This is a genomic window from Mycobacterium sp. NGS41, from assembly GCF_059812725.1.
Genome location: NZ_JCALDF010000004.1, coordinates 48,368 through 68,144 on the forward strand (window position 1 = coordinate 48,368; position 19,777 = coordinate 68,144).

The window sequence follows — 19,777 nt, forward strand, 5'->3', positions numbered from 1 at the left end:
AGGTACAGTACGGCCATGACCGTTCTGTCCCGCGGCGCCCGGACCCGGCGCGGCGGCCGCAGGCCGGGGTGGGTGCTCTTGACCGCGTCGCTGGTCCTCGCAATGGGGGCCAGTTCCGCACTGGTTTTCACCAATCGCGTGGAACTTCTCAAGCTCGCTGTGATCCTGGCGCTGTGGGCCGCAGTTGCCGGTGCCTTCGTGTCGGTGCTTTACCGCCGCCAAAGCGATGCGGACCAATCACGGGTGCGCGACCTGAAGTTGGTCTATGACCTGCAGCTGGACCGGGAGATCTCGGCACGTCGAGAGTACGAGCTGACCGTGGAGTCGCAGCTGCGGCGTGAGCTGGCCAGCGAGCTGCGTGCCCAGGCCGCCGACGACGTGGCGGCGCTGCGGGCGGAACTGGCTGCGCTGCGAAGCAACCTGGAGATCTTGTTCGACACCGACCTCGAGGATCGGCGGGCGCTGGAGAACACGCAGCTACGCGACACGGAGGCCGCAGGTGCCTACGGCGACTGGAGCCGCAATGGCGAAAGCTCACCCGTCGACTGGGTAACCAGCGACCGGGTTACGTCGATCCGCCACGACAACCAGGACACCATGGCCGCCCGCCCCGACGAGGCATCGATCATCGACGTGCCCGAGGAGCCGCTGGTGCCGCCCCGGCCTGCGGCACCACCGCGGGAGGACTTCAGGCCGCATTACGAGCCCGCGCCACCACGCCCGGAGCCGCGTTTCGAGCCTCGTCAGCCGCCGCCACCGCCGCAACCAGAGCCGCAAGCGCAACCGCAGCAGGATTGGCAGCCGGTCGCGGCCGAGGGACAGTGGCTACCGCCCGGGGCGCCGGCCAGCAACTGGGTGGGCGCCGACCCTGCCGCGTCGCCACCTGCACCGCCGTCGGGCCGCCGTCGCGCCCGACATTCCGGTACGGAGGAGTTTTCCGGTGGGGCACCCATGCCACCCGAGCCGGTCCGGTCCTACGAGGAATCGGGTCGCCGGGCACGGTCGCGCCATTCGGCAGAACAGTACGACCCGAGCACCGGGGGTTTTGGCAGCCCGGGCTCAGGCATGAGCGAACCCGCGCCGCCGCCTCCGGCCGCGCAACCGCCCCCGGCCGCGCCGCCCGTATACGCGCCGCCGCCTACCGCCGGGCCCCCTCCGCCGCGCCTGGCGCCGCCACCGCCTCCCGAGCCGGCCCCCCGGCACCGCGGGGCGGACCCGCTGGCAGGTGGAGACAACGATGGCCCGCCGACGGGTGGTCAGTCGGTCGCCGACCTGTTGGCGCGGTTACAGGTCGAGCCGACCGGAGGCGGCCGCCGTCGTCGCCGCGGTGACTGAACTGGGTCCTGCGCCAGTTATCGACTAAGATCTGTCCTGACCGTCCGGTACCCTGGCTCGCCCAAATGAGGGACCGGAACGAAACCATAAACGTGTGAGGTCGCTGCGATGGTGCAGTTCGACGGTTTGCGCCCAGCCAGGCTCAAGGTGGGAATCATCTCGGCCGGACGGGTGGGCACCGCGCTCGGTGTCGCGCTGGAGCGCGCCGACCACGTCGTCGTGGCATGCAGCGCCATCTCCCAGGCGTCGCGGCTGCGGGCGCAGCGCCGGCTGCCCGATACTCGGGTGCTTCCGCCGCCGGACGTCGCCGCCAGTGCCGAGCTACTGCTGCTGGCGGTTCCCGACAGTGAACTGGCCGGCCTGGTGTCCGGCTTGGCCGCCACGTCGGCGGTGCGGCCGGGGACGATCGTCGCGCACACCTCCGGCGCCAACGGGATAGAGATTCTCGCGCCACTGACCCCCGGCTGCATACCGCTGGCCATTCACCCCGCCATGACGTTCACCGGCTCCGACGAGGACATCAGCCGATTGCCGGACACCTGCTTCGGGATTACCGCGGCCGACGACGTCGGGCATGCGATCGCGCAGTCGCTGGTGCTGGAGATGGGCGGCGAGCCGTTCTGCGTCCGCGAGGACGCCCGTGTTCTCTATCACGCCGCCCTGGCCCATGCCAGCAACCACGTCGTGACGGTGCTGGCCGATGCGCTCGAGGCGTTGCGTGCCGCCCTGCGGGGTAGCGAGTTGCTCGGACAACAAAGCGTCGACGATCAGCCGGGCGGCATCGCCGAACGCATCGTCGGACCGCTGGCCCGGGCAGCGCTGGAGAACACCCTGCAACGCGGCCAGGCCGCGCTCACCGGACCCGTCGCCCGCGGCGACGCCGCCGCTGTCGCCGGGCATTTGGCCGCCCTGGACGGGGTCGACCCACAGCTGGCAGAGGCGTATCGGGTGAACGCGCTGCGGACCGCCCGGCGGGCGCATGCCCCGGGGGACGTTGTCGAGGTGCTGACCGCATGACAAGGACCGTTCGACCGCCCGCGTTCAAGCCCGGTGAACTCAACGTGTACTCGACGCCGCGCGATGTCACCGGCGTCAGCCGCGCACTGCGGCATACCGGCCGCCGGGTCATGCTGGTGCCCACCATGGGCGCATTGCACGACGGGCACCTGTCTCTGGTTCGCGCCGCCAAACTGGTGCCGGGCTCGGTGGTGGTGGTGTCCATCTTCGTCAACCCGCTGCAGTTCGGCGCCGGCGAAGACCTCGACGCCTACCCCCGGACACTCGACACCGACCTGGCGTTGCTACGCGGCGAAGGCGTCGAGATGGTGTTCGCGCCGACGGCCGCGGCGATGTATCCCGATGGTCTGCGCACCACCGTGCAGCCCGGTCCGCTGGCCGCCGAACTCGAGGGTGGGCCGCGGCCGACCCATTTCAGCGGCGTGCTGACCGTCGTGCTGAAGTTGCTGCAGATCGTGCGTCCGGACCGGGTGTTCTTCGGCGAGAAGGACTATCAGCAGCTGGTGCTGATTCGGCAGATGGCCGCCGACTTGAACCTTGGCGTCGCGGTGGTTGGAGTGCCGACCATGCGGGAAGCCGACGGGCTGGCGATGTCGTCGCGCAACCGCTACCTGGACTCTGAGCAGCGGGAGCTGGCCGGGACGCTTTCTGCGGCGTTGCTGGCCGGAATGAATGCCGCGCCGGCAGGTACACACGCCGCGCTCGACGCGGCTCGTTCGGTACTCGACGCTGTGCCCGCGCTCGAGGTCGACTACCTGGAACTGCGCGATACCGACCTCGGTCCTGCTCCCGCCCGCGGAGCGGGCCGGCTGCTGGTCGCCGCGCGGCTGGGGACTACCAGACTGCTGGACAACATCGCCGTAGAAATCGGAGAGATGGGAACACTCGCCGGCACCACTGGGCCGGACGAATCACGTTGGAGGAACTGATGTTACGCACGATGCTGAAATCGAAGATTCACCGCGCCACGGTGACGCAGGCCGACCTGCACTACGTCGGCTCGGTCACCATCGACGCCGACTTGATGGATGCCGCGGACCTACTCGAGGGCGAACAGGTGACCATCGTCGACATCGATAATGGCGCGCGACTCGTCACCTACGCCATCACCGGTGAGCGCGGCAGCGGGGTGATCGGAATCAACGGCGCCGCAGCGCATCTCGTACACCCGGGTGATCTGGTGATATTGATCGCCTACGGAACCATGGAGGATGCCGAGGCGCGTGCCTACCAGCCGCGAATTGTATTCGTCGACGCCAGCAACAAGCCGATCGACCTCGGACATGATCCCGCTTTCGTGCCTCCGGACGCGGCGGAGCTGTTGAATCCCCGGATCGGTGTGCGGTAGCCGTGCTGCTGGCGATCGACGTCCGCAACACGCACACTGTCGTCGGGCTGCTGACCGGAGCTAAGGAGCACGCAAAGGTCCTGCAGCAGTGGCGGATTCGCACCGAGCCGGAAGTCACCGCCGATGAGTTGGCGCTGACCATCGACGGGCTGATCGGCGACGACTCCGAGCAGCTCACCGGCGCGGCGGCGCTGTCCACTGTCCCGTCGGTGCTGCACGAGGTGCGCGTGATGCTCGACCAGTACTGGCCTTCGGTGCCGCATGTGCTGATCGAGCCGGGGATACGTACCGGCATCCCGCTGCTGGTCGACAATCCGAAACAAGTGGGCGCCGACCGAATCGTCAACTGCCTGGCGGCTTTTCACAAGTTCGGCAAGGCCGCTATCGTCGTCGACTTCGGATCTTCGATCTGCGTAGATCTGGTCTCGGCCAAGGGTGAATTCCTCGGCGGGGCCATCGCACCCGGCGTGCAGGTTTCATCGGATGCCGCCGCGGCCCGGTCCGCCGCACTGCTCAACGTCGAATTGGCCCGCCCCCGCTCGGTGGTTGGCAAGAACACCGTCGAATGTATGCAAGCCGGCGCGGTATTCGGCTTCGCTGGGCTGGTCGACGGGTTGATCACACGCATCCGCGAGGACGTCGACGGCTTTTCCGGTGACCTGGGCGATCAGGTCGCCGTGGTGACGACCGGGCACACCGCGCCGCTGTTGCTGCCCGAGCTGCATACCGTCAACCACTACGACCAGCACCTGACCCTGCATGGCCTGCGCCTTGTCTTCGAGCGCAACAGAGACGCCCAACGCGGCCGGTTGAAGACGGCCCGCTAAGTGTTGTGGGTGAGCCCAGGGCGTTGCGGGTGAGCCCAGGGCGTCGAGGGTGAATGCAGGGCGTTGGGCGTGAGCCCAGGGCGTCGGGCGTGAATGCAGGGCGTCGCGCGTGAGCCCAGGGTGAAAAATCGCCATGATCCTCGCCCCACAGTCACACCGAACGCCGCCAGTTCACGCTCAACGCCATCACTTCACAGCGGACGCCGTCAATTCACAGCGAACGCGGCAGCGCCCCACACCCGACGCCGCAACCCCCCGACGCCGCAAGCCCGCCCCCAACGCCGCAAGCCCACCCCCAACGCCGTCAGCGCAGGCTCGATGCCCACGAGCGGCCATTTAATGCGAGTTGATTTAAGCTGGCACGTCGTGAGCTCAGGCCCAGATACCGGAGCAGACATTCCCGAGCAGCTGCGGATCCGTCGCGACAAGCGCGCTCATCTGTTGGCGGAAGGGCGTGAGGCCTACCCGGTCGAGGTGGGACGCACCCACACCCTGGCTGAGATTCGCGCCGCTTACCCCGATCTGCCCACCGACACGGCGACCGACGACGTCGTTGGCGTCGCGGGCCGGGTCATATTCGCGCGCAATTCCGGGAAACTGTGTTTTGCGACACTTCAGGACGGCGACGGCACCCAGCTACAGGTGATGATCAGCCTCGACAAGGTCGGCCAGAAATCCCTGGACGATTGGAAGGCCGACGTCGATCTGGGTGACATCGTCTACGTCCACGGCAACGTGATCAGCTCGCGACGTGGCGAATTGTCCGTTCTGGCCGATTCCTGGCAGATGGCGTCCAAATCGCTGCGGCCGCTGCCTGTCGCGCACAAGGAGATGAGCGAAGAGTCACAGGTACGCCAGCGCTACGTGGACTTGATTGTTCGCCCGCAAGCGCGCACGGTCGCCCGTCAACGTATCGCGGTTGTCCGCGCCATTAGGAATGCGCTGGAACGGCGCGGCTTCCTCGAAGTCGAGACGCCGATGTTGCAGACACTGGCCGGCGGGGCGGCGGCGCGCCCGTTCATCACACATTCCAATGCGCTGGACATCGATCTCTACCTGAGGATCGCGCCGGAACTGTTCCTCAAGCGCTGCGTCGTCGGTGGTTTCGACAAGGTCTTCGAACTTAATCGTGTGTTCCGAAACGAAGGAGCCGATTCCACGCATTCGCCGGAATTTTCCATGCTCGAGACGTACCAGAGCTATGGAACCTATGACGATTCCGCAGTCGTAACCCGCGAGCTTATTCAAGAGGTAGCCGACGAAGCTATCGGGACCAGACAACTTCCACTGCCCGATGGGAGCGTCTATGACATAGATGGAGAATGGGATTCTATACAAATGTATCCGTCCCTCTCGGCGGCGCTCGGCGAAGAGATCACACCGCAGACCACCGTCGATCGGCTATGGGCCATTGTGGACCAACTTGGTGTCGAGGTTCCCCGAAACCGTGGCTATGGCCACGGCAAGCTCGTCGAGGAACTATGGGAGCACTCGGTAGGCAAGAGCCTGACGGCACCCACATTTGTCAAGGACTTCCCTGTCGAGACAACGCCATTGACGCGACAGCATCGCAGCATCGCGGGGGTCACCGAGAAGTGGGATCTCTACTTGCGCGGCGTCGAACTGGCCACGGGTTACTCCGAATTGACCGATCCGGTTGTGCAGCGTGAGCGATTCGTCGAGCAAGCCCGAGCGGCGGCCGCCGGTGACGACGAGGCGATGGCACTTGACGAAGATTTTCTCGCTGCGTTGGAGTACGCGATGCCACCTTGTACGGGAACCGGAATGGGTATCGATCGGTTGTTGATGTCTTTGACCGGTCTGTCAATTCGGGATACGGTTTTGTTCCCGATTGTGCGGCCACACTCCAACTGAACTATGCGACTTGTGTCCGGATTGAGTATTTCGCACTCTTATGGCAGATTGATGACGGGGAGTCTATCCGAACTGCACAGTAACTGCACAGGAAGAAACGTGAGGGTAAGCCGATGGCGAAAAAAGTGACCGTCACCTTGGTTGATGATTTCGATGGTGCGGGCTCCGCCGACGAAACGGTCGAATTCGGGCTTGACGGGGTGACCTATGAGATTGATCTTTCTTCCAAGAATGCCGCAAAACTTCGCAATGACCTGAAGCAATGGGTGGCAGCCGGCCGCCGCGTTGGTGGACGGCGGCGCGGGCGTTCCGGCTCGGGTCGGGGCCGTGGCGCGATCGACCGCGAGCAGAGCGCGGCGATCCGGGATTGGGCCCGTCGCAATGGCCACAACGTGTCGACTCGCGGCCGTATCCCAGCCGACGTCATCGACGCGTTCCACGCGGCGACCTAACGAGCACGACGTACCGACGCCCGGGCCATAACGGCCTGGGCGTCTGTCGTTTGCCACTTTCGCTGCCGGCGAACTATTAGGCGCGAAGGGAAACGTTTCTGCGGTTTTCCTCGTTCCTGTAGGTACGGCTTCGTTCTCGGGGTTCCTCCGGAGTTTCGCAGAACCGCCAAGGTTAGGAACCCTGGCAGGCCGACCATTACAGTGGACAGCAGGTACGCGATTCCGGCCCCACGGACTGCAGGGGCCACTACGGGGCCGTAATGGATGTTGTACCGCTGGTGAGGGAGAGCAGGTAGCCGACCGATGTTCGAACGATTTACCGACCGTGCCCGCAGGGTGGTCGTCCTGGCGCAAGAAGAGGCCCGGATGCTCAACCACAACTACATCGGCACCGAGCACATCTTGTTGGGTTTGATCCACGAAGGCGAAGGCGTCGCTGCGAAGTCGCTGGAGTCGCTGGGAATTTCGCTGGAGGGCGTTCGCAGTCAGGTCGAGGAGATCATCGGCCAGGGACAGCAGGCGCCGTCAGGGCACATCCCGTTCACCCCGCGTGCCAAGAAGGTTCTCGAGCTGAGCCTGCGCGAGGCGCTGCAACTCGGCCACAACTACATCGGCACCGAGCACATTTTGCTTGGCCTCATCCGCGAGGGAGAGGGTGTGGCCGCCCAGGTCCTGGTGAAGCTGGGCGCGGAGCTGACCCGGGTGCGCCAGCAGGTGATTCAGCTGTTGAGCGGCTACCAGGGCAAAGAAGCCGCCGAGGCCGGCACCGGTGGTCGTGGCGGCGAGTCGGGCAGCCCGTCCACTTCGCTGGTGCTCGACCAGTTCGGTCGTAACCTCACGGCCGCCGCGATGGAAGGCAAGCTGGACCCCGTTATCGGCCGCGAGAAGGAAATCGAGCGGGTGATGCAGGTCCTCTCCCGGCGCACCAAGAACAACCCGGTGCTGATCGGTGAGCCAGGCGTCGGCAAGACGGCCGTGGTCGAAGGGCTTGCCCAGGCGATCGTGCACGGTGAGGTCCCCGAGACGCTGAAAGACAAACAGCTCTACACCCTGGACCTGGGATCGCTGGTCGCAGGTTCGCGCTATCGCGGTGACTTCGAGGAACGCCTGAAGAAGGTGCTCAAGGAAATCAACACCCGCGGCGACATCATCCTGTTCATCGACGAGCTGCACACCCTGGTGGGCGCGGGTGCCGCCGAGGGCGCGATCGACGCGGCAAGCATTCTGAAGCCCAAGCTGGCCCGTGGTGAGCTGCAGACGATCGGTGCCACCACGCTCGACGAGTACCGCAAGTACATCGAGAAGGACGCCGCGCTGGAGCGCCGCTTCCAGCCGGTGCAGGTGGGGGAGCCGACGGTGGAGCACACCATCGAGATCCTCAAGGGTCTGCGGGACCGCTACGAGGCACACCACCGGGTGTCTATCAGCGATTCGGCGATAGTGGCCGCGGCAACGCTGGCCGATCGCTACATCAACGACCGGTTCCTGCCGGACAAGGCGATCGACCTGATCGACGAGGCGGGCGCCCGGATGCGGATCCGCCGCATGACCGCGCCGCCAGACCTGCGTGAGTTCGACGAGAAGATCGCCGAGGCCCGCCGGGAGAAGGAATCGGCTATCGACGCCCAGGACTTCGAGAAAGCAGCCAGCCTCCGCGATCGCGAGAAGCAGCTGGTTGCGCAACGCGCCGAACGCGAAAAGCAGTGGCGTTCAGGCGATCTCGACGTGGTCGCCGAGGTCGACGACAACGAGATCGCCGAGGTGCTGGGTAACTGGACCGGTATTCCGGTGTTCAAGCTCACCGAGGCCGAGACCACCCGGCTGCTGCGCATGGAGGATGAGCTGCACAAGCGGATCATCGGCCAGGAGGACGCAGTCAAGGCCGTGTCCAAGGCTATCCGCCGCACCCGCGCCGGTCTGAAGGACCCCAAGCGACCGTCGGGATCGTTCATCTTCGCCGGCCCGTCCGGCGTCGGTAAGACCGAGCTGTCCAAGGCGCTGGCGAACTTCCTCTTCGGTGACGACGACGCGCTCATCCAGATCGACATGGGCGAGTTCCACGACCGGTTCACCGCGTCGCGGCTCTTCGGTGCACCGCCTGGATATGTCGGCTACGAGGAGGGCGGCCAGCTCACCGAGAAGGTGCGGCGCAAGCCGTTCAGCGTGGTGCTGTTCGACGAGATCGAGAAGGCCCACCAGGAGATCTACAACAGCCTGTTGCAGGTTCTCGAGGACGGCAGGCTCACCGACGGGCAGGGCCGCACCGTGGACTTCAAGAACACGGTGCTGATTTTCACCTCTAACCTCGGTACCTCCGACATCTCGAAACCGGTCGGCCTGGGCTTTACCCAGGGCGGTGGGGAAAACGACTACGAGCGGATGAAGCAAAAGGTCAACGACGAGCTCAAGAAGCACTTCCGGCCGGAGTTCCTCAACCGCATCGACGAAGTCATCGTCTTCCACCAGCTGACCCGCGACGAGATCATCCGGATGGTCGACCTGATGATCGGCCGGGTTGCCGGCCAGCTCAAGAGCAAGGATATGGCCCTCGAGCTGACCGACAAGGCCAAGTCGCTGCTGGCCAAGCGCGGCTTCGATCCAGTGCTGGGCGCGCGGCCGCTGCGGCGCACCATCCAGCGCGAGATCGAGGACCAGTTGTCCGAGAAGATTCTCTTCGAGGAGGTCGGACCGGGACAGATCGTCACGGTCGACGTGGATAACTGGGACGGCGAAGGCGCCGGCGACGACGCGGCGTTCACGTTCACCGGAACCCGCAAGCCGCCGGCCGAGCCTGACCTGGCGAAGGCCGGAGCGCACAGCCGCCCCGACTAGCGACTAGCTGCAACAGCCCCCCATTTCGTGCCGAAGTGGGGGGCTTTTGCACATGCTCGCGCGGCTGCAACGGCCCGCGGTCTAGACTGTCAGTCGTTGTCAGTTGTTTGATGAGCATCGGAATCTGGTGAAATCCCAGAACGGTCGCGCCACTGCCAAAGTCAGACCCGAAGCTCGTCACCAACACCCACGCGGGACGCGACATCCCAGAAGGAGTCACAGTGGCCAACACGGCGGGCAATTCTGAGACGGCCGGCACCAGGATCGCATCGGTTGATCTGTCGGCGGCAAGTGCAGCGCTCTGGTTGGCGGCAACCGCCTTCCTGGCACTGTTGACGCTGTACTTCGTCGGCATCGACCAGGGAGCGGTGTCGCTGTTCGGCAGTGACTCGCATGTGCACGAATTCGTGCACGACGCACGGCATTTACTCGGATTTCCCTGCCACTGACGCAATAGCGTGGAGAAGCGTCTGATCGCACGCGGCCTGCTGGCGGGCGCGGTCGCGGCGGTACTGGCCTTCGTATTCGCCCGGCTGTGCGCAGAGCCCGCGATCGGCCGCGCAATCGCCTACGAGAACGGTCGAACAGAAGCCGAGAATGCCCAGGGAGTGCACGAGCACGGCGCTGAGTTGTTCAGCCGCGGTGTGCAATCCAACGCCGGATTGGGCTTCGGAGTGCTGGCTTTCGGTGTTGCCATGGGCGCACTTTTCGCGGTGGCGTTCTGCCTGATCTACGGGCGCACCGGAGATGCGGGGGGTTCTATGAGAGACGCTGCGCCACGGCTGTTTTCGTTGCGGCTGGCCGCTGCGGCGTTCGTCACGGTATACCTGGTGCCGTTCGTGAAGTACCCACCCAATCCGCCTGCCGTGGGCCAGTCAGATACCGTCGCGGCACGCACCGGGTGGTATCTGGCGGCGGTGCTGGCCTCGGTCGTGCTGGCGGCCGTTGCGGTGTGGCTGGCCCGACGGCTCGCGGCGCTGTTCGGCGGCCTGTGGAATGCCGGCCTGCTCGCGACGGGATCCTATGCCCTGGTCATCACCGTCGTCCTCGCTCTGCTGCCGACGGTGCACGAGACGCCCGAACCGCTGCGCAACGCCTCGGGTGCGATCATCTATCCCGGCTTCCCCGCCGACGTTCTCTACGAATTCAGATTGGTTGCGCTGGCTACACAGCTCGTGCTGTGGGTGTCCATCGGCCTGGTCTTCGCGATGCTCGCAGCCCGGCTGCTGGATGGGCGGGCCGAGAGCGGACGGGCATCGAGTATCGGGGCGTGAGTGAGGTCATCCGGCTGACGTTGGTGTCGCACGGGATGACCGATGCGATGGCGGCCGGACGCTTCCCCGCCGACGAGCCGCTCAACGACACGGGGCGCAGGCAAGTCAACGCCGTAGGCAGCCTTTATATTCGGGATGGTGCTCGCGTCCTTGCCGGACCTGAGCGACGTGCCCTTCAGACCGCGCAGTTGTTGGGCCTGAAGGCCACCAGCGAGCCGCTGTTGGCCGACCTTGATTGCGGACGGTGGCGTGGCGAGGCGCTCGACCGCCTCCCGCTTGACGACCTGCGAACATGGTTGACCGATCCGGCTGAAAAGCCGCACGGCGGCGAGTCGATCGTCGAACTGATCGATCGGGTGGCCACTTGGCTTCAGGCGCTGACGGACAACGCATCACCGACAGTCGCGGTTACGCACCCCGCGGTGATCCGGGCAGCGCTTCTGCTGGCCGTGGAGGCCCCGCCGAAATCGTTCTGGCGCATTGACATTGCGCCGCTGAGCCGCACCGTCCTGCACTTCCGCGACCAATGCTGGACGCTGCGGCTGTAGCCCGCTACTGGGGGGTCACCAGAGCGAAGACCTGCTTGGCCACCTGCAACATCCAGCCGGTCGCCGTCGGCCCGTGTTCGCGTGGCCAGTTCAGCTGAAAGCTGACCACCCACGGCTGATGCGTCTTGTCGACGGCGTACCAGCTGAAGGTCAGGTCGCCCGGCAGGCCGCCGGCTTTCGCACCGATGTACGGCCAGTCATTGTGATCCAGCTGGATACCCGACACGGCGGCCAGGATATTTCTGACCGGTGCGGCCTTGCCCACCGCGTCGGCCTGCAGCGTCGCGTGGAGCCGGCAGATGTCCTCGGCGCTGCCATACCACTCCGCGTTGTACATCGATGCCGGGATGTGCGCGCGGGTTGGATCAGGTTGGTAGGGAGTGGCATTCGCCTGTTGCAGCAGTGAGGCCCGGACCTGCGGCGAGGACGCCTGCTTCCATTGGCCACGCAGATCCGGTTGCCCCCAGCCGACGGAGAACAGCTCGTACATGGTGGGGAACGGTGTCATGCTGGCGGGGTCGTGGTGGCCGGCGGTGACCAGCGCACGCTCGATGGCTCGGCTGCCCATTCTTTCGATCAGCAAGTCGGTGGCCATGTTGTCGCTGGTGGCGATCATCTTCTCGGCGGCCGTGCGAACCGAAATCTGCTCCCCGACGGCCAATTCCATGGTCGAGCCCACAGCTTTGCTCTTGTCGGTGACGGTCAGCTGATCGTTCCAGGAGACTGTCCCGTTCCTGACTGCCTGCGCCAGCGCATGCAGCACGTACAACTTGAAAATCGATGCCAGCGGCAGAGATTCGCTGGTGTTGACGCCGGCTACCCGCTCACACTGACCGTCGTTGACTTTGGCGACCTGATATGAGTAGCGCGCGCCGGTCCTGCTCAGCACCGCGTCGACGTCGGGCCATGTCTTGATCGAGGGTGGCTGCGTGTCGACGGCAAACCCGTCCACCCACCTGGCGTCGTCGGTGTGGATCCGGATGTCCTGGCGTGCGCCGTACGAGGAGATCAGGTGCAGGGTGGCGGCGCTGGCACTAATGTCAACGCCGTCGAAGGTGAAGGGGCGATCCCACCAGAGCCTCTCCATGGTGGTCTGGACCGACTCGACCTGTTTCTTGGCGGCGAGAGTTCTGACCCCGTCGGGTCCGATGGGCCAGTCCGAGTTGAGCATGTCCAGGGTCTGCTGTGCCCGCAGACCAGGTGGAGTCCTGGTGTCGATCTGCCGACCTGGGTCCGCCGCATTCGCAGGGGGGGCAGGGGAAGGGGCACAACCCGGCGCCAGAGTCGCGACCAATGCGGCGGCGGCGCACAGCACCGTCGCGCGATGTCCCACCCGGCGGCGGCTACCCCGCCTGACCGGATCCGGCAACGTCCAGCACAACCTCGAATTCCAGCAACGAGGCGCCCGTCGCCACCGGGTTGGCCCGGTGACCGGCGTGCGCTTCGATGGCGGGCCCGGTAGCCCACGCCTGGAAAGCTTCATCGGACTCCCAGTGCGTCACCACGAAATAGCGGTCTTCACCCTTGACCGGGCGTAACAGCTGGAAGCCGAGGAAGCCGGGAGAATTTTCGACCGCATGTGCGCGGTGGGCGAATCGCTTCTCCAGTTCGGGGCCAGCGTCGGCAGGTACTTCTATAGCGTTGATCTTCACCACTGGCGGCATGTCGCTAGGCTACCGTGCCGCCGGTCGGACTGAAGAACAGGTCACGCAAGATGGTGGTATGCCCAGCGACCTGTTGACCCGCCACGGCGGACACGGTGAGCCGCTGGTGTTGGTGCATGGACTGATGGGCCGGGGCACTACCTGGTCGCGTCAAATACCGTGGCTCAGCCGGCTCGGCACCGTGTACACCTACGACGCGCTGTGGCACCGGGGCCGGGACGTGTCCGACTCTCACCCGATCAGCACCGAACGGTTCGTAACCGATCTGGGTGACGCGGTGGCCTCGCTGGGGGTGCCGGCCAGGATGATCGGGCATTCGATGGGCGCCCTGCACTCGTGGTGCCTGACAGCCGAGCGTCCCGAGCTGGTTTCGAAGCTGGTAATCGAGGACATGGCGCCGGACTTCCGCGGCCGCACCACCGGCCCGTGGGAGCCCTGGCTCCATGCCTTGCCAGTCGAATTCCGTTCTGAGCAAGAAGTATTCGCTGAATTCGGGGACATCGCCGGCCAGTACTTCCTGGAAGCCTTCGACCGCACCGCCGCCGGCTGGCGGCTGCACGGTCACACGTCGCGCTGGATCGAAATCGCCGCCGAATGGGGCACCCGCGACTATTGGAAGCAGTGGCTGGCGGTGCGGGTGCCGGCGCTGCTCCTCGAGGCCGGCAACTCTGTCACTCCGCCCGGCCAGATGGCTGAGATGGCTAAAGCCGACTGTCCGACAACGTATTTGCGTGTTCCAGAAGCTGGTCACCTGCTGCACGACGAGGCGCCGCAGGTGTACCGGCAGGCAGTGGAATCCTTCTTGGCGGCCAGGTAGACGCTGCGCGGAAGGTCACTGCGATGTCGCCCGACGGCCGGAGAGCTTCAACCCTAATGCTGCCAAAGTTGTTGAAGCACAAAGCGTTATCTGTAGATTATGGCACCGATTCGCCTAAAGACACTTGAGGGCAAATTCAGCCCATGTCGACCCAGGTAGTCAGGGCTAGAGCCCCAGCGCCGGACACCGCCAGCAGGACCACATCGAACGGGCGAAGGCGCGGAGCTTCTGCAGCGCCGATCCGAATCTCGCGAGCGACAAGGAAGAGCGGAAACGTCACACTGATGGCGACGAAGACTCCGCCGACAACATAGAGCCAGACGAATCGCACTCCGTACTTCCTGGCTTCGACAACCATGAGGATGACGACGGACATGCTGAGCATCAGAGCGTCGGCGGTGATGTTGCGCGACGCAGCATTGACCTTGGTGTCCTGCCAGAAGGTGCCGAAGAAGGCGGCGCCGCTGTGTGTGTAAGCGACGGTCTGGCTCCAAGTCGCAACAAGCGCCAGGAGCGCGATCAGTGCGTACACAGCGCACAACACTTTGCGGGTGAGGGGCATCGATGCGGGTTGAACCGTCTCGGTCGTTGTCATGGACACACGCTAGGGGAACGCCAACGCCGGCTGGTGGGGTTCGACCCGAATCGTGTCGACAATTCACCACATTCAAGCGGCGATGATCGCGACATCATAGGCAGACAGCTGGTCGTCCGCGGTGACAATAGTCAGGTCGAGCAGCTGTGCTTGGGCAACGAGGACACGGTCGAATGGATCCCTATGGTGATCCGGAAGTTCGGCGGTCCTTAGCACGTGTGCATGGTCGACCGGCAGCGCAGACGTTCCGGAGCGGCGCATGCGATCGGGCACATACGAGGCCGGTGCTTCAGGCAACGCAAGCTTGCCGAGCCGATACTTGATCGCGATCTCCCAAGCACTGGCGGCCGAGAACAGAATGGTGTTACGGACCTCTTGAACGATTGCACGTGTTTCGTCGCGTAGCCGGTCAGGCTCCGACTGCATCCACAGCCAGACATGAGTGTCGATGAGGTAGCGCGTCACCGATAGAAGGTTTCGAGAACATCGTCTGGCAACGGAGCGTCGAAATCGTCGGGCACGGTATACACGCCGTGGTCGATCCCGAGGCGGCGTGCCGCGCGGGAAGAGTAAGGCACAAGCTTTGCCACGGGCTCACCCCCGCGAGCTATCTCGACCTCCTGGCCACTGTCGACGAGCCGGAGCAGCTCCGACATTCTTGTCTTTGCTTCGTGAACACCGACTCTGATAGCGGTGGACTTAGTCATGGACTTAGTCATGGACTTAGTCTAGCCGGGCGACCCGGCGTGCTGGCGATCCAGTTTTACTCCTCGCCGGCCAACGCAAACCGGCCGTCGTGAGTCTGCGTCACCAGGCCGTCGTCCAGCAGCGAAAACAGCGCCCGGTCGCGCTGGGCGGTGTCGGTGAGCCAAGCCAGGTCCAGCTCGGCGCGGGTGACCGGAGAATCCTTGGCGCGCAACACGTCTAGCAGCCGCCCACGCACCTGGCGGTCGGTTCCTGCATAGGTCTGAACGCGGCGGGCGGGACCGGTCGCGGAGGGATAACCGGCGCGCCGCCATGCGCACTCGGCTACCGGACACAATCCGCACCGGGGCGCGCGAGCCGTGCACACGGTAGCGCCCAGTTCCATCAATGCCACCGAAAACTTCGGCGCCGCTTCACTATCCGGTAGCAGTGCGGAAACGTCGGCGTGGTCACGGACTGCCGACGGCGCACCCGCGTCAGCGCGTCCATGAAGAGCCCGGGCCACCACGCGGCGCACGTTGGTGTCGACCACCGGCACCGGTTGGCGGTAGGCGAAGCACGCCACGGCCCGTGCGGTGTAGCTACCGACGCCGGGCAACGTCAGCAAGATGTCGACGTCGTCGGGAACCACATCGTCGTGATCGCGGGCAATCACCGTGGCGCACTCGTGCAGGCGCTTGGCCCGCCGCGGATAGCCGAGCTTGCCCCAGGCGCGCAGCACATCGGCGGCGCTGGCCGCGGCGGTGGCCGACGGTGTGGGCCAGCGGCGCACCCACTCCGTCCAGATCGGCAGCACCCGGGCCACCGGCGTCTGCTGCAACATGAACTCGCTGACCAGGATTTGCCATGCGCTTACACCTGGATCGCGCCACGGTAGATCGCGCCGCGACCGGTCATACCAGTCCAGAAGATTGGTGACTGGTATGTGTTCCGGGACGGTCACCGCGGATTCCGGCAGAATGTGGGCCATGCCCAACACCAATCCGGTAACCGCGTGGAAAGCACTCAAAGAGGGTAACGAGCGATTCGTTGCCGGCAAGCCACAGCATCCCAGCCAGAGCATCGAGCACCGGGCCAGTCTGGCCGCCGGTCAAAAGCCGACGGCGGTGATCTTCGGCTGTGCGGACAGTCGGGTGGCCGCCGAGCTGATCTTCGACCAGGGTCTGGGCGACACGTTCGTGGTGCGCACGGCCGGTCAGGCGATCGATGCGGCGGTCCTGGGATCCATCGAGTACGCGGTGGCAGTCCTCGATGTGCCGCTGATCGTGATTCTCGGCCATGACAGCTGCGGTGCCGTCAAAGCTGCCCTGAGCGCGCTCGATGACGGTGACATACAAGCCGGTTTTGTGCGGGACCTAGTGGAGCGGGTCGTCACGACGATTCTGTTGGGCCGGCGCGACGGGCTGACCCGCGTTGACGAGTTCGAGGAGCGACATGTACGCGAGACGGCCGCGCAGCTCATGGAGCGTTCGACGGTCATCGCGGACCGTGTGGCGGCCGGCACCCTCGCAATAGCGGGCGTCACGTATCGCCTTGCCGAGGGGCGGGCCGTATTAGTCCATCACGTGGGTGATATCGGAGACGAGCCGCAGAACTGAATTTGCGGGGCCCAACCGCTCCTTCACGACGCCGAAAACGGGCCCGCGGCACGGTGCCACCACCGCGAAAGCGTCGTATGGTGGATAGTATGACATGGGTACAGTTGCACGAGCGGATGGCTCTGATGGCCGAGCTGATCGACCGGGGCGTCCAAGATCCAGACATGACCCTGGATTACTGCTGCACCCTGCCCCAAGTAGAGCGGCTGTTCGGCGGGCAGGAAGGCCTGCTGCTGTCGCTGGAGCAGCGGTGGGTGACTTCTTTGACCGCAAAACTGGACCAAGCCGCCTACGATGGCGTCCCGGCCGAACGTGCCGTTGACGAACTTGCGGCTGACCAGCCCGGCTTGCGTGGCTTGCTGGACGCCGCAGCGCGGCGTTCGGCTTGTGTTCGCTCTCAGGAGCGCGATGACGAGTGGATCATCAAGGTGTATGGCAGTGGGACAGGCGAAGGCATGCCCGCGGCTGGGTCGCCGGGGCCGGCGAAGTCTCCTGGCGTCGCAGACCCGACGTGGTCACAGCTACACGAGCGGATGGCCTTGCTGGCCGAGCTGATCGACCGGGCCGCCGAAAACCCCGATGCGGCATTGGATTACGGCTGCACCCTGCCCGACGTGCAGCGGCTGTTCGGCGGCGAGCAAGGCCTGTTGCTGTCGCTTGAGCAGCGGTGGGTGACTTCTTTGACCGCAAAGCTGGACCAAGCCGCCTACGATGGCGTCCCAGCCGAGAACGTCCCGGCCGAACTCGCCGCTGAGCAGCCCGGGCTGCGGGCGCTGCTGGATGCTGCAGCGCAGCGTTCCGTTCGGATGCGGTCCCAGGAGCACGACGACGAGTGGATCGTCAAGGTATATCGCGACGCGCACAAAGACGCCGTTCCAGCGACGTAGCCGTCGGCTCCTAACACGATAGTCAGCCAGCTAACCTCGCGACACGCCGAGGCGGGTCGGACAAGTATGCGTGACCTGGGCCTACGGTGTGAATGTGCTGGATCTGGAACCGCGTGGCCCGCTACCCACTGAGATTTACTGGCGGCGCAGAGGTCTGGCGCTGGGCATTGCGGTGGTCGTGATCGGGATCGCGGTTGCGACGATCATTGCCTTCGTGAGCACCGGTGCCGGAGCCAAACCCGCCAATGCCGAGAAACCGGGTTCGGCGCAAAGCCGTCCCGGCTCGTCCGCGCCGCAGGCACCGCCTTCCGCCGGGCCGCAAGCCAGCCCCACCGTGGCGCCGCCACAGGGACAGGCCCCCCAGGGTCAAAACCCCGAGTCCCCGACACCGACGGCCGCGGTGCTGCCGCCGCCGGTGCTCAAGGAGGGCGACGACTGCCCCGATGCCACGCTGGCGGTCAAAGGCCTGACCAACGCGCCTCAGTACTTCATCGGGGACCAGCCGAAATTCAGCATGGTGGTCACCAACATCGGCCTGGTGGCCTGCAAACGTGACGTCGGCGCTGCGGTGCTGGCGGCCTACGTGTACTCGCTGGACAACAAGCGGCTGTGGTCCAACCTCGACTGCGCACCGTCCAACGAGACGCTGGTCAAGACCTTCACGCCCGGCGAGCAGGTGACGACCGCGGTGACTTGGACCGGAATGGGCTCGTCGCCGCACTGCCCGTTGCCACGGCCCGCGATCGGGGCCGGCACCTACAACCTGGTCGTACAGCTGGGCAACCTACGCTCGCAGCCGGTTCCGTTCATCCTGAATCAGCCCCCGGCACCGCCTGGGCCTGCGCCGGCCGGGCAACCAGTCCCACCGCAACCAGAGGGCCCGCCACCGGGCCCCACGCCCGCGGGATAGCTCCGAATTCAGCTCAGCGGATCGGCGATTGTCGACTCTGCCAACTGGGACAGGCCCTCACGCACGTGGCGTGCCCACATCGCGCCGATTCCTTCCACCGATTGCAGGTCGTTAGCGCTGGCCGCGAGCAGGCCCTGCAGCGTTCCGAACGCCCGGACCAGCAGGTCCACGTGGGCGAACTGCAGCCTCGGGATTTCGGCCATCGCGCGGTAGCCCCGCGGGCTCAGCGCTGAGTCCTGGGCCTCAGCCGTAGTGGGATACCCGAAGACCTTAGCCAGCGCGGTGAGTTCGAGCAGTTCGGTGTCGGACAGCGTGTCCAGCTCTGCGAGCGTGGCGGCAATCTGCGGATCCGCCGGCGGCTCGGGATTGGCGTGGTAGTCGCGCACGACCAATTCCCGGGCGGTGTCGTTGCCGCCGAGCAGCTCCTCGAGCTGCAGTCGCAGTTGTCGGCCATCGGTGCCGAGTTCGACGGTTTCATAGTCGATGACCAGGCCGATGCGCCGGACCAGCTCGAGGCGCTGGACCACCGTCATGACGTCGCGCAGCGTCACGAAGTCCTCGATCTCGGCCCTGGACAGTTGCCTGCTGACCTCGTCGAGCCTGGTCTTGTACCGCTCCAGGGTCGCGATGGCCTGGTTTGCCCGCGACAGGATGGTCGCGGAGTCGGTCAGCACGTGACGCTCTCCGCCGACGTAGACGGTCACGATGTTCATCGAGTGGCTGACTGAGATCACCGGGTAGCCGGTCTGGATCGCAGCCCGTTCCGCCGAGCGGTGGCGGGTTCCCGATTCGTCGGTGGGTATCGACGGATCCGGCACCAGCTGCACGTTGGCCCGCACGATGCGGCTGCAGTCGGTGGACAGCACGACGGCGCCGTCCATCTTTGCCAGCTCGCGCAGTCGCGTCGGCGCATACCGGACGTCCAGGGAGAAACCGCCGTCGCAGATGGCCTCGACGGCCTCGTCGTGCCCGAGCACGATCAGCGCCCCGGTGCGTCCGCGCAGGATACGTTCCAGGCCATCCCGGAGCCCGGTGCCAGGTGCCAGGCGGGCGACAGCCTCACGCAGCGTGGGTCTGCTCACAGCGTGCATTC

General features: G+C 65.5%; 22 protein-coding genes. 15 read left to right on the forward strand and 7 right to left on the reverse strand.

Going from position 1 to position 19,777, the window contains the following annotated elements:
• Positions 1-15 precede the first annotated feature (15 nt).
• The 11 genes from AC5Y21_RS05625 to AC5Y21_RS05675 all read left to right on the forward strand — a co-directional run bounded on the left by AC5Y21_RS05625 (position 16) and on the right by AC5Y21_RS05675 (position 11,508).
• Positions 16-1,335 (forward strand): DUF6779 domain-containing protein, encoded by a 1,320-nt coding sequence (locus tag AC5Y21_RS05625; RefSeq protein ID WP_499910273.1) that lies wholly within the window; start codon positions 16-18, stop codon positions 1,333-1,335.
• A gap of 108 nt (positions 1,336-1,443) precedes the next feature.
• Positions 1,444-2,352: a Rossmann-like and DUF2520 domain-containing protein gene (locus AC5Y21_RS05630; protein ID WP_499910275.1), complete on the forward strand. Its 909-nt coding sequence runs from the start codon at positions 1,444-1,446 to the stop codon at positions 2,350-2,352.
• The gene (gene panC, locus AC5Y21_RS05635) at positions 2,349-3,281 is read left to right on the forward strand and encodes a pantoate--beta-alanine ligase (RefSeq protein ID WP_499910277.1); all 933 of its coding nucleotides are present in this window, start codon (positions 2,349-2,351) and stop codon (positions 3,279-3,281) included. The genes AC5Y21_RS05630 and panC overlap by 4 nt, the downstream gene beginning before the upstream one ends.
• Positions 3,281-3,700, forward strand: a complete 420-nt coding sequence (panD, locus tag AC5Y21_RS05640; protein WP_499910279.1) for an aspartate 1-decarboxylase — start codon at positions 3,281-3,283, stop codon at positions 3,698-3,700. The genes panC and panD overlap by 1 nt, the downstream gene beginning before the upstream one ends.
• Before the next feature lie 2 nt (positions 3,701-3,702).
• Complete coding sequence (locus AC5Y21_RS05645) at positions 3,703-4,527, forward strand: type III pantothenate kinase (RefSeq protein WP_499910281.1); 825 nt, start codon at positions 3,703-3,705, stop codon at positions 4,525-4,527.
• A 339-nt stretch (positions 4,528-4,866) separates the two neighbouring features.
• The gene (lysS, locus tag AC5Y21_RS05650; protein WP_499910283.1) at positions 4,867-6,402 is read left to right on the forward strand and encodes a lysine--tRNA ligase; all 1,536 of its coding nucleotides are present in this window, start codon (positions 4,867-4,869) and stop codon (positions 6,400-6,402) included.
• Between the two features lie 113 nt (positions 6,403-6,515).
• Entirely contained in the window at positions 6,516-6,854 is a 339-nt protein-coding gene (gene lsr2 / locus AC5Y21_RS05655) for a histone-like nucleoid-structuring protein Lsr2 (protein ID WP_499910285.1), read from the forward strand.
• A gap of 303 nt (positions 6,855-7,157) precedes the next feature.
• On the forward strand, positions 7,158-9,686 hold the full coding sequence (gene clpC1, locus AC5Y21_RS05660; RefSeq protein WP_499910287.1) for an ATP-dependent protease ATP-binding subunit ClpC: 2,529 nt from the start codon (positions 7,158-7,160) through the stop codon (positions 9,684-9,686).
• A gap of 221 nt (positions 9,687-9,907) precedes the next feature.
• Positions 9,908-10,135, forward strand: coding sequence for a CbtB domain-containing protein (locus tag AC5Y21_RS05665; protein ID WP_499910288.1), 228 nt, complete (start codon positions 9,908-9,910; stop codon positions 10,133-10,135).
• 9 nt (positions 10,136-10,144) lie between these two features.
• Positions 10,145-10,960 (forward strand): CbtA family protein, encoded by an 816-nt coding sequence (locus AC5Y21_RS05670; protein WP_499910289.1) that lies wholly within the window; start codon positions 10,145-10,147, stop codon positions 10,958-10,960.
• The gene (locus AC5Y21_RS05675) at positions 10,957-11,508 is read left to right on the forward strand and encodes a histidine phosphatase family protein (RefSeq protein WP_499910291.1); all 552 of its coding nucleotides are present in this window, start codon (positions 10,957-10,959) and stop codon (positions 11,506-11,508) included. Before AC5Y21_RS05670 ends, AC5Y21_RS05675 begins: the two co-directional genes overlap by 4 nt.
• 4 nt (positions 11,509-11,512) lie before the next feature.
• Here the strand turns inward: AC5Y21_RS05675 and AC5Y21_RS05680 are convergent, their stop codons facing one another.
• A complete protein-coding gene (locus AC5Y21_RS05680; protein WP_499910292.1) occupies positions 11,513-12,877 on the reverse strand; it encodes a serine hydrolase in 1,365 nt (454 codons plus the stop codon).
• Positions 12,852-13,172 carry a mycobilin-forming heme oxygenase MhuD gene (gene mhuD / locus AC5Y21_RS05685; protein ID WP_499910294.1) on the reverse strand — a complete coding sequence of 107 codons (321 nt, stop codon included), beginning with the start codon at positions 13,170-13,172 and terminating at the stop codon, positions 12,852-12,854. Before mhuD ends, AC5Y21_RS05680 begins: the two co-directional genes overlap by 26 nt.
• A gap of 58 nt (positions 13,173-13,230) precedes the next feature.
• On the opposite strand from mhuD, the gene AC5Y21_RS05690 reads away from it, so the two are divergent.
• Positions 13,231-13,989, forward strand: coding sequence for an alpha/beta fold hydrolase (locus tag AC5Y21_RS05690; protein WP_499910295.1), 759 nt, complete (start codon positions 13,231-13,233; stop codon positions 13,987-13,989).
• 136 nt (positions 13,990-14,125) lie between these two features.
• Here the strand turns inward: AC5Y21_RS05690 and AC5Y21_RS05695 are convergent, their stop codons facing one another.
• From AC5Y21_RS05695 to AC5Y21_RS05710, 4 genes are all read right to left on the reverse strand, one after another.
• Positions 14,126-14,584, reverse strand: a complete 459-nt coding sequence (locus AC5Y21_RS05695; protein WP_499910296.1) for a DUF2834 domain-containing protein — start codon at positions 14,582-14,584, stop codon at positions 14,126-14,128.
• A gap of 72 nt (positions 14,585-14,656) precedes the next feature.
• Positions 14,657-15,049 carry a type II toxin-antitoxin system VapC family toxin gene (locus AC5Y21_RS05700; protein WP_499910298.1) on the reverse strand — a complete coding sequence of 131 codons (393 nt, stop codon included), beginning with the start codon at positions 15,047-15,049 and terminating at the stop codon, positions 14,657-14,659.
• A complete protein-coding gene (locus tag AC5Y21_RS05705) occupies positions 15,046-15,303 on the reverse strand; it encodes a type II toxin-antitoxin system Phd/YefM family antitoxin (RefSeq protein ID WP_499910300.1) in 258 nt (85 codons plus the stop codon). The genes AC5Y21_RS05700 and AC5Y21_RS05705 overlap by 4 nt, the downstream gene beginning before the upstream one ends.
• Before the next feature lie 44 nt (positions 15,304-15,347).
• Positions 15,348-16,259, reverse strand: coding sequence for an iron-sulfur binding domain-containing protein (locus AC5Y21_RS05710; RefSeq protein WP_499910302.1), 912 nt, complete (start codon positions 16,257-16,259; stop codon positions 15,348-15,350).
• Between AC5Y21_RS05710 and AC5Y21_RS05715 the strand changes: the two genes are divergently transcribed.
• From AC5Y21_RS05715 to AC5Y21_RS05725, 3 genes are all read left to right on the forward strand, one after another.
• Positions 16,258-16,887, forward strand: coding sequence for a carbonic anhydrase (locus tag AC5Y21_RS05715; RefSeq protein ID WP_499910304.1), 630 nt, complete (start codon positions 16,258-16,260; stop codon positions 16,885-16,887). The two genes, AC5Y21_RS05710 and AC5Y21_RS05715, sit on opposite strands and share 2 nt — an antisense overlap.
• A gap of 89 nt (positions 16,888-16,976) precedes the next feature.
• The gene (locus AC5Y21_RS05720) at positions 16,977-17,774 is read left to right on the forward strand and encodes a hypothetical protein (protein ID WP_499910305.1); all 798 of its coding nucleotides are present in this window, start codon (positions 16,977-16,979) and stop codon (positions 17,772-17,774) included.
• A 94-nt stretch (positions 17,775-17,868) separates the two neighbouring features.
• Positions 17,869-18,684: a hypothetical protein gene (locus AC5Y21_RS05725; RefSeq protein WP_499910307.1), complete on the forward strand. Its 816-nt coding sequence runs from the start codon at positions 17,869-17,871 to the stop codon at positions 18,682-18,684.
• Positions 18,685-18,692: 8 nt separating this feature from the next.
• Here AC5Y21_RS05725 and disA read toward each other — a convergent pair whose 3' ends face one another.
• Entirely contained in the window at positions 18,693-19,775 is a 1,083-nt protein-coding gene (gene disA / locus AC5Y21_RS05730) for a DNA integrity scanning diadenylate cyclase DisA (RefSeq protein WP_499910308.1), read from the reverse strand.
• Positions 19,776-19,777: the final 2 nt, after the last annotated feature.

Coding starts and splice junctions, on each gene's coding strand:
- AC5Y21_RS05705 (WP_499910300.1), bottom strand. CDS start 15,303: ATGACTAAGTCCATGACTAAGTCCACCGCTATCAGAGTCGGTGTTCAC.
- AC5Y21_RS05710 (WP_499910302.1), bottom strand. CDS start 16,259: ATGGCCCACATTCTGCCGGAATCCGCGGTGACCGTCCCGGAACACATA.
- clpC1 (WP_499910287.1), top strand. CDS start 7,158: ATGTTCGAACGATTTACCGACCGTGCCCGCAGGGTGGTCGTCCTGGCG.
- AC5Y21_RS05630 (WP_499910275.1), top strand. CDS start 1,444: ATGGTGCAGTTCGACGGTTTGCGCCCAGCCAGGCTCAAGGTGGGAATC.
- lysS (WP_499910283.1), top strand. CDS start 4,867: ATGCGAGTTGATTTAAGCTGGCACGTCGTGAGCTCAGGCCCAGATACC.
- disA (WP_499910308.1), bottom strand. CDS start 19,775: ATGCACGCTGTGAGCAGACCCACGCTGCGTGAGGCTGTCGCCCGCCTG.
- AC5Y21_RS05720 (WP_499910305.1), top strand. CDS start 16,977: ATGACATGGGTACAGTTGCACGAGCGGATGGCTCTGATGGCCGAGCTG.
- lsr2 (WP_499910285.1), top strand. CDS start 6,516: ATGGCGAAAAAAGTGACCGTCACCTTGGTTGATGATTTCGATGGTGCG.
- AC5Y21_RS05690 (WP_499910295.1), top strand. CDS start 13,231: ATGCCCAGCGACCTGTTGACCCGCCACGGCGGACACGGTGAGCCGCTG.
- mhuD (WP_499910294.1), bottom strand. CDS start 13,172: ATGCCGCCAGTGGTGAAGATCAACGCTATAGAAGTACCTGCCGACGCT.
- panD (WP_499910279.1), top strand. CDS start 3,281: ATGTTACGCACGATGCTGAAATCGAAGATTCACCGCGCCACGGTGACG.
- AC5Y21_RS05715 (WP_499910304.1), top strand. CDS start 16,258: ATGCCCAACACCAATCCGGTAACCGCGTGGAAAGCACTCAAAGAGGGT.
- panC (WP_499910277.1), top strand. CDS start 2,349: ATGACAAGGACCGTTCGACCGCCCGCGTTCAAGCCCGGTGAACTCAAC.
- AC5Y21_RS05625 (WP_499910273.1), top strand. CDS start 16: ATGACCGTTCTGTCCCGCGGCGCCCGGACCCGGCGCGGCGGCCGCAGG.
- AC5Y21_RS05695 (WP_499910296.1), bottom strand. CDS start 14,584: ATGACAACGACCGAGACGGTTCAACCCGCATCGATGCCCCTCACCCGC.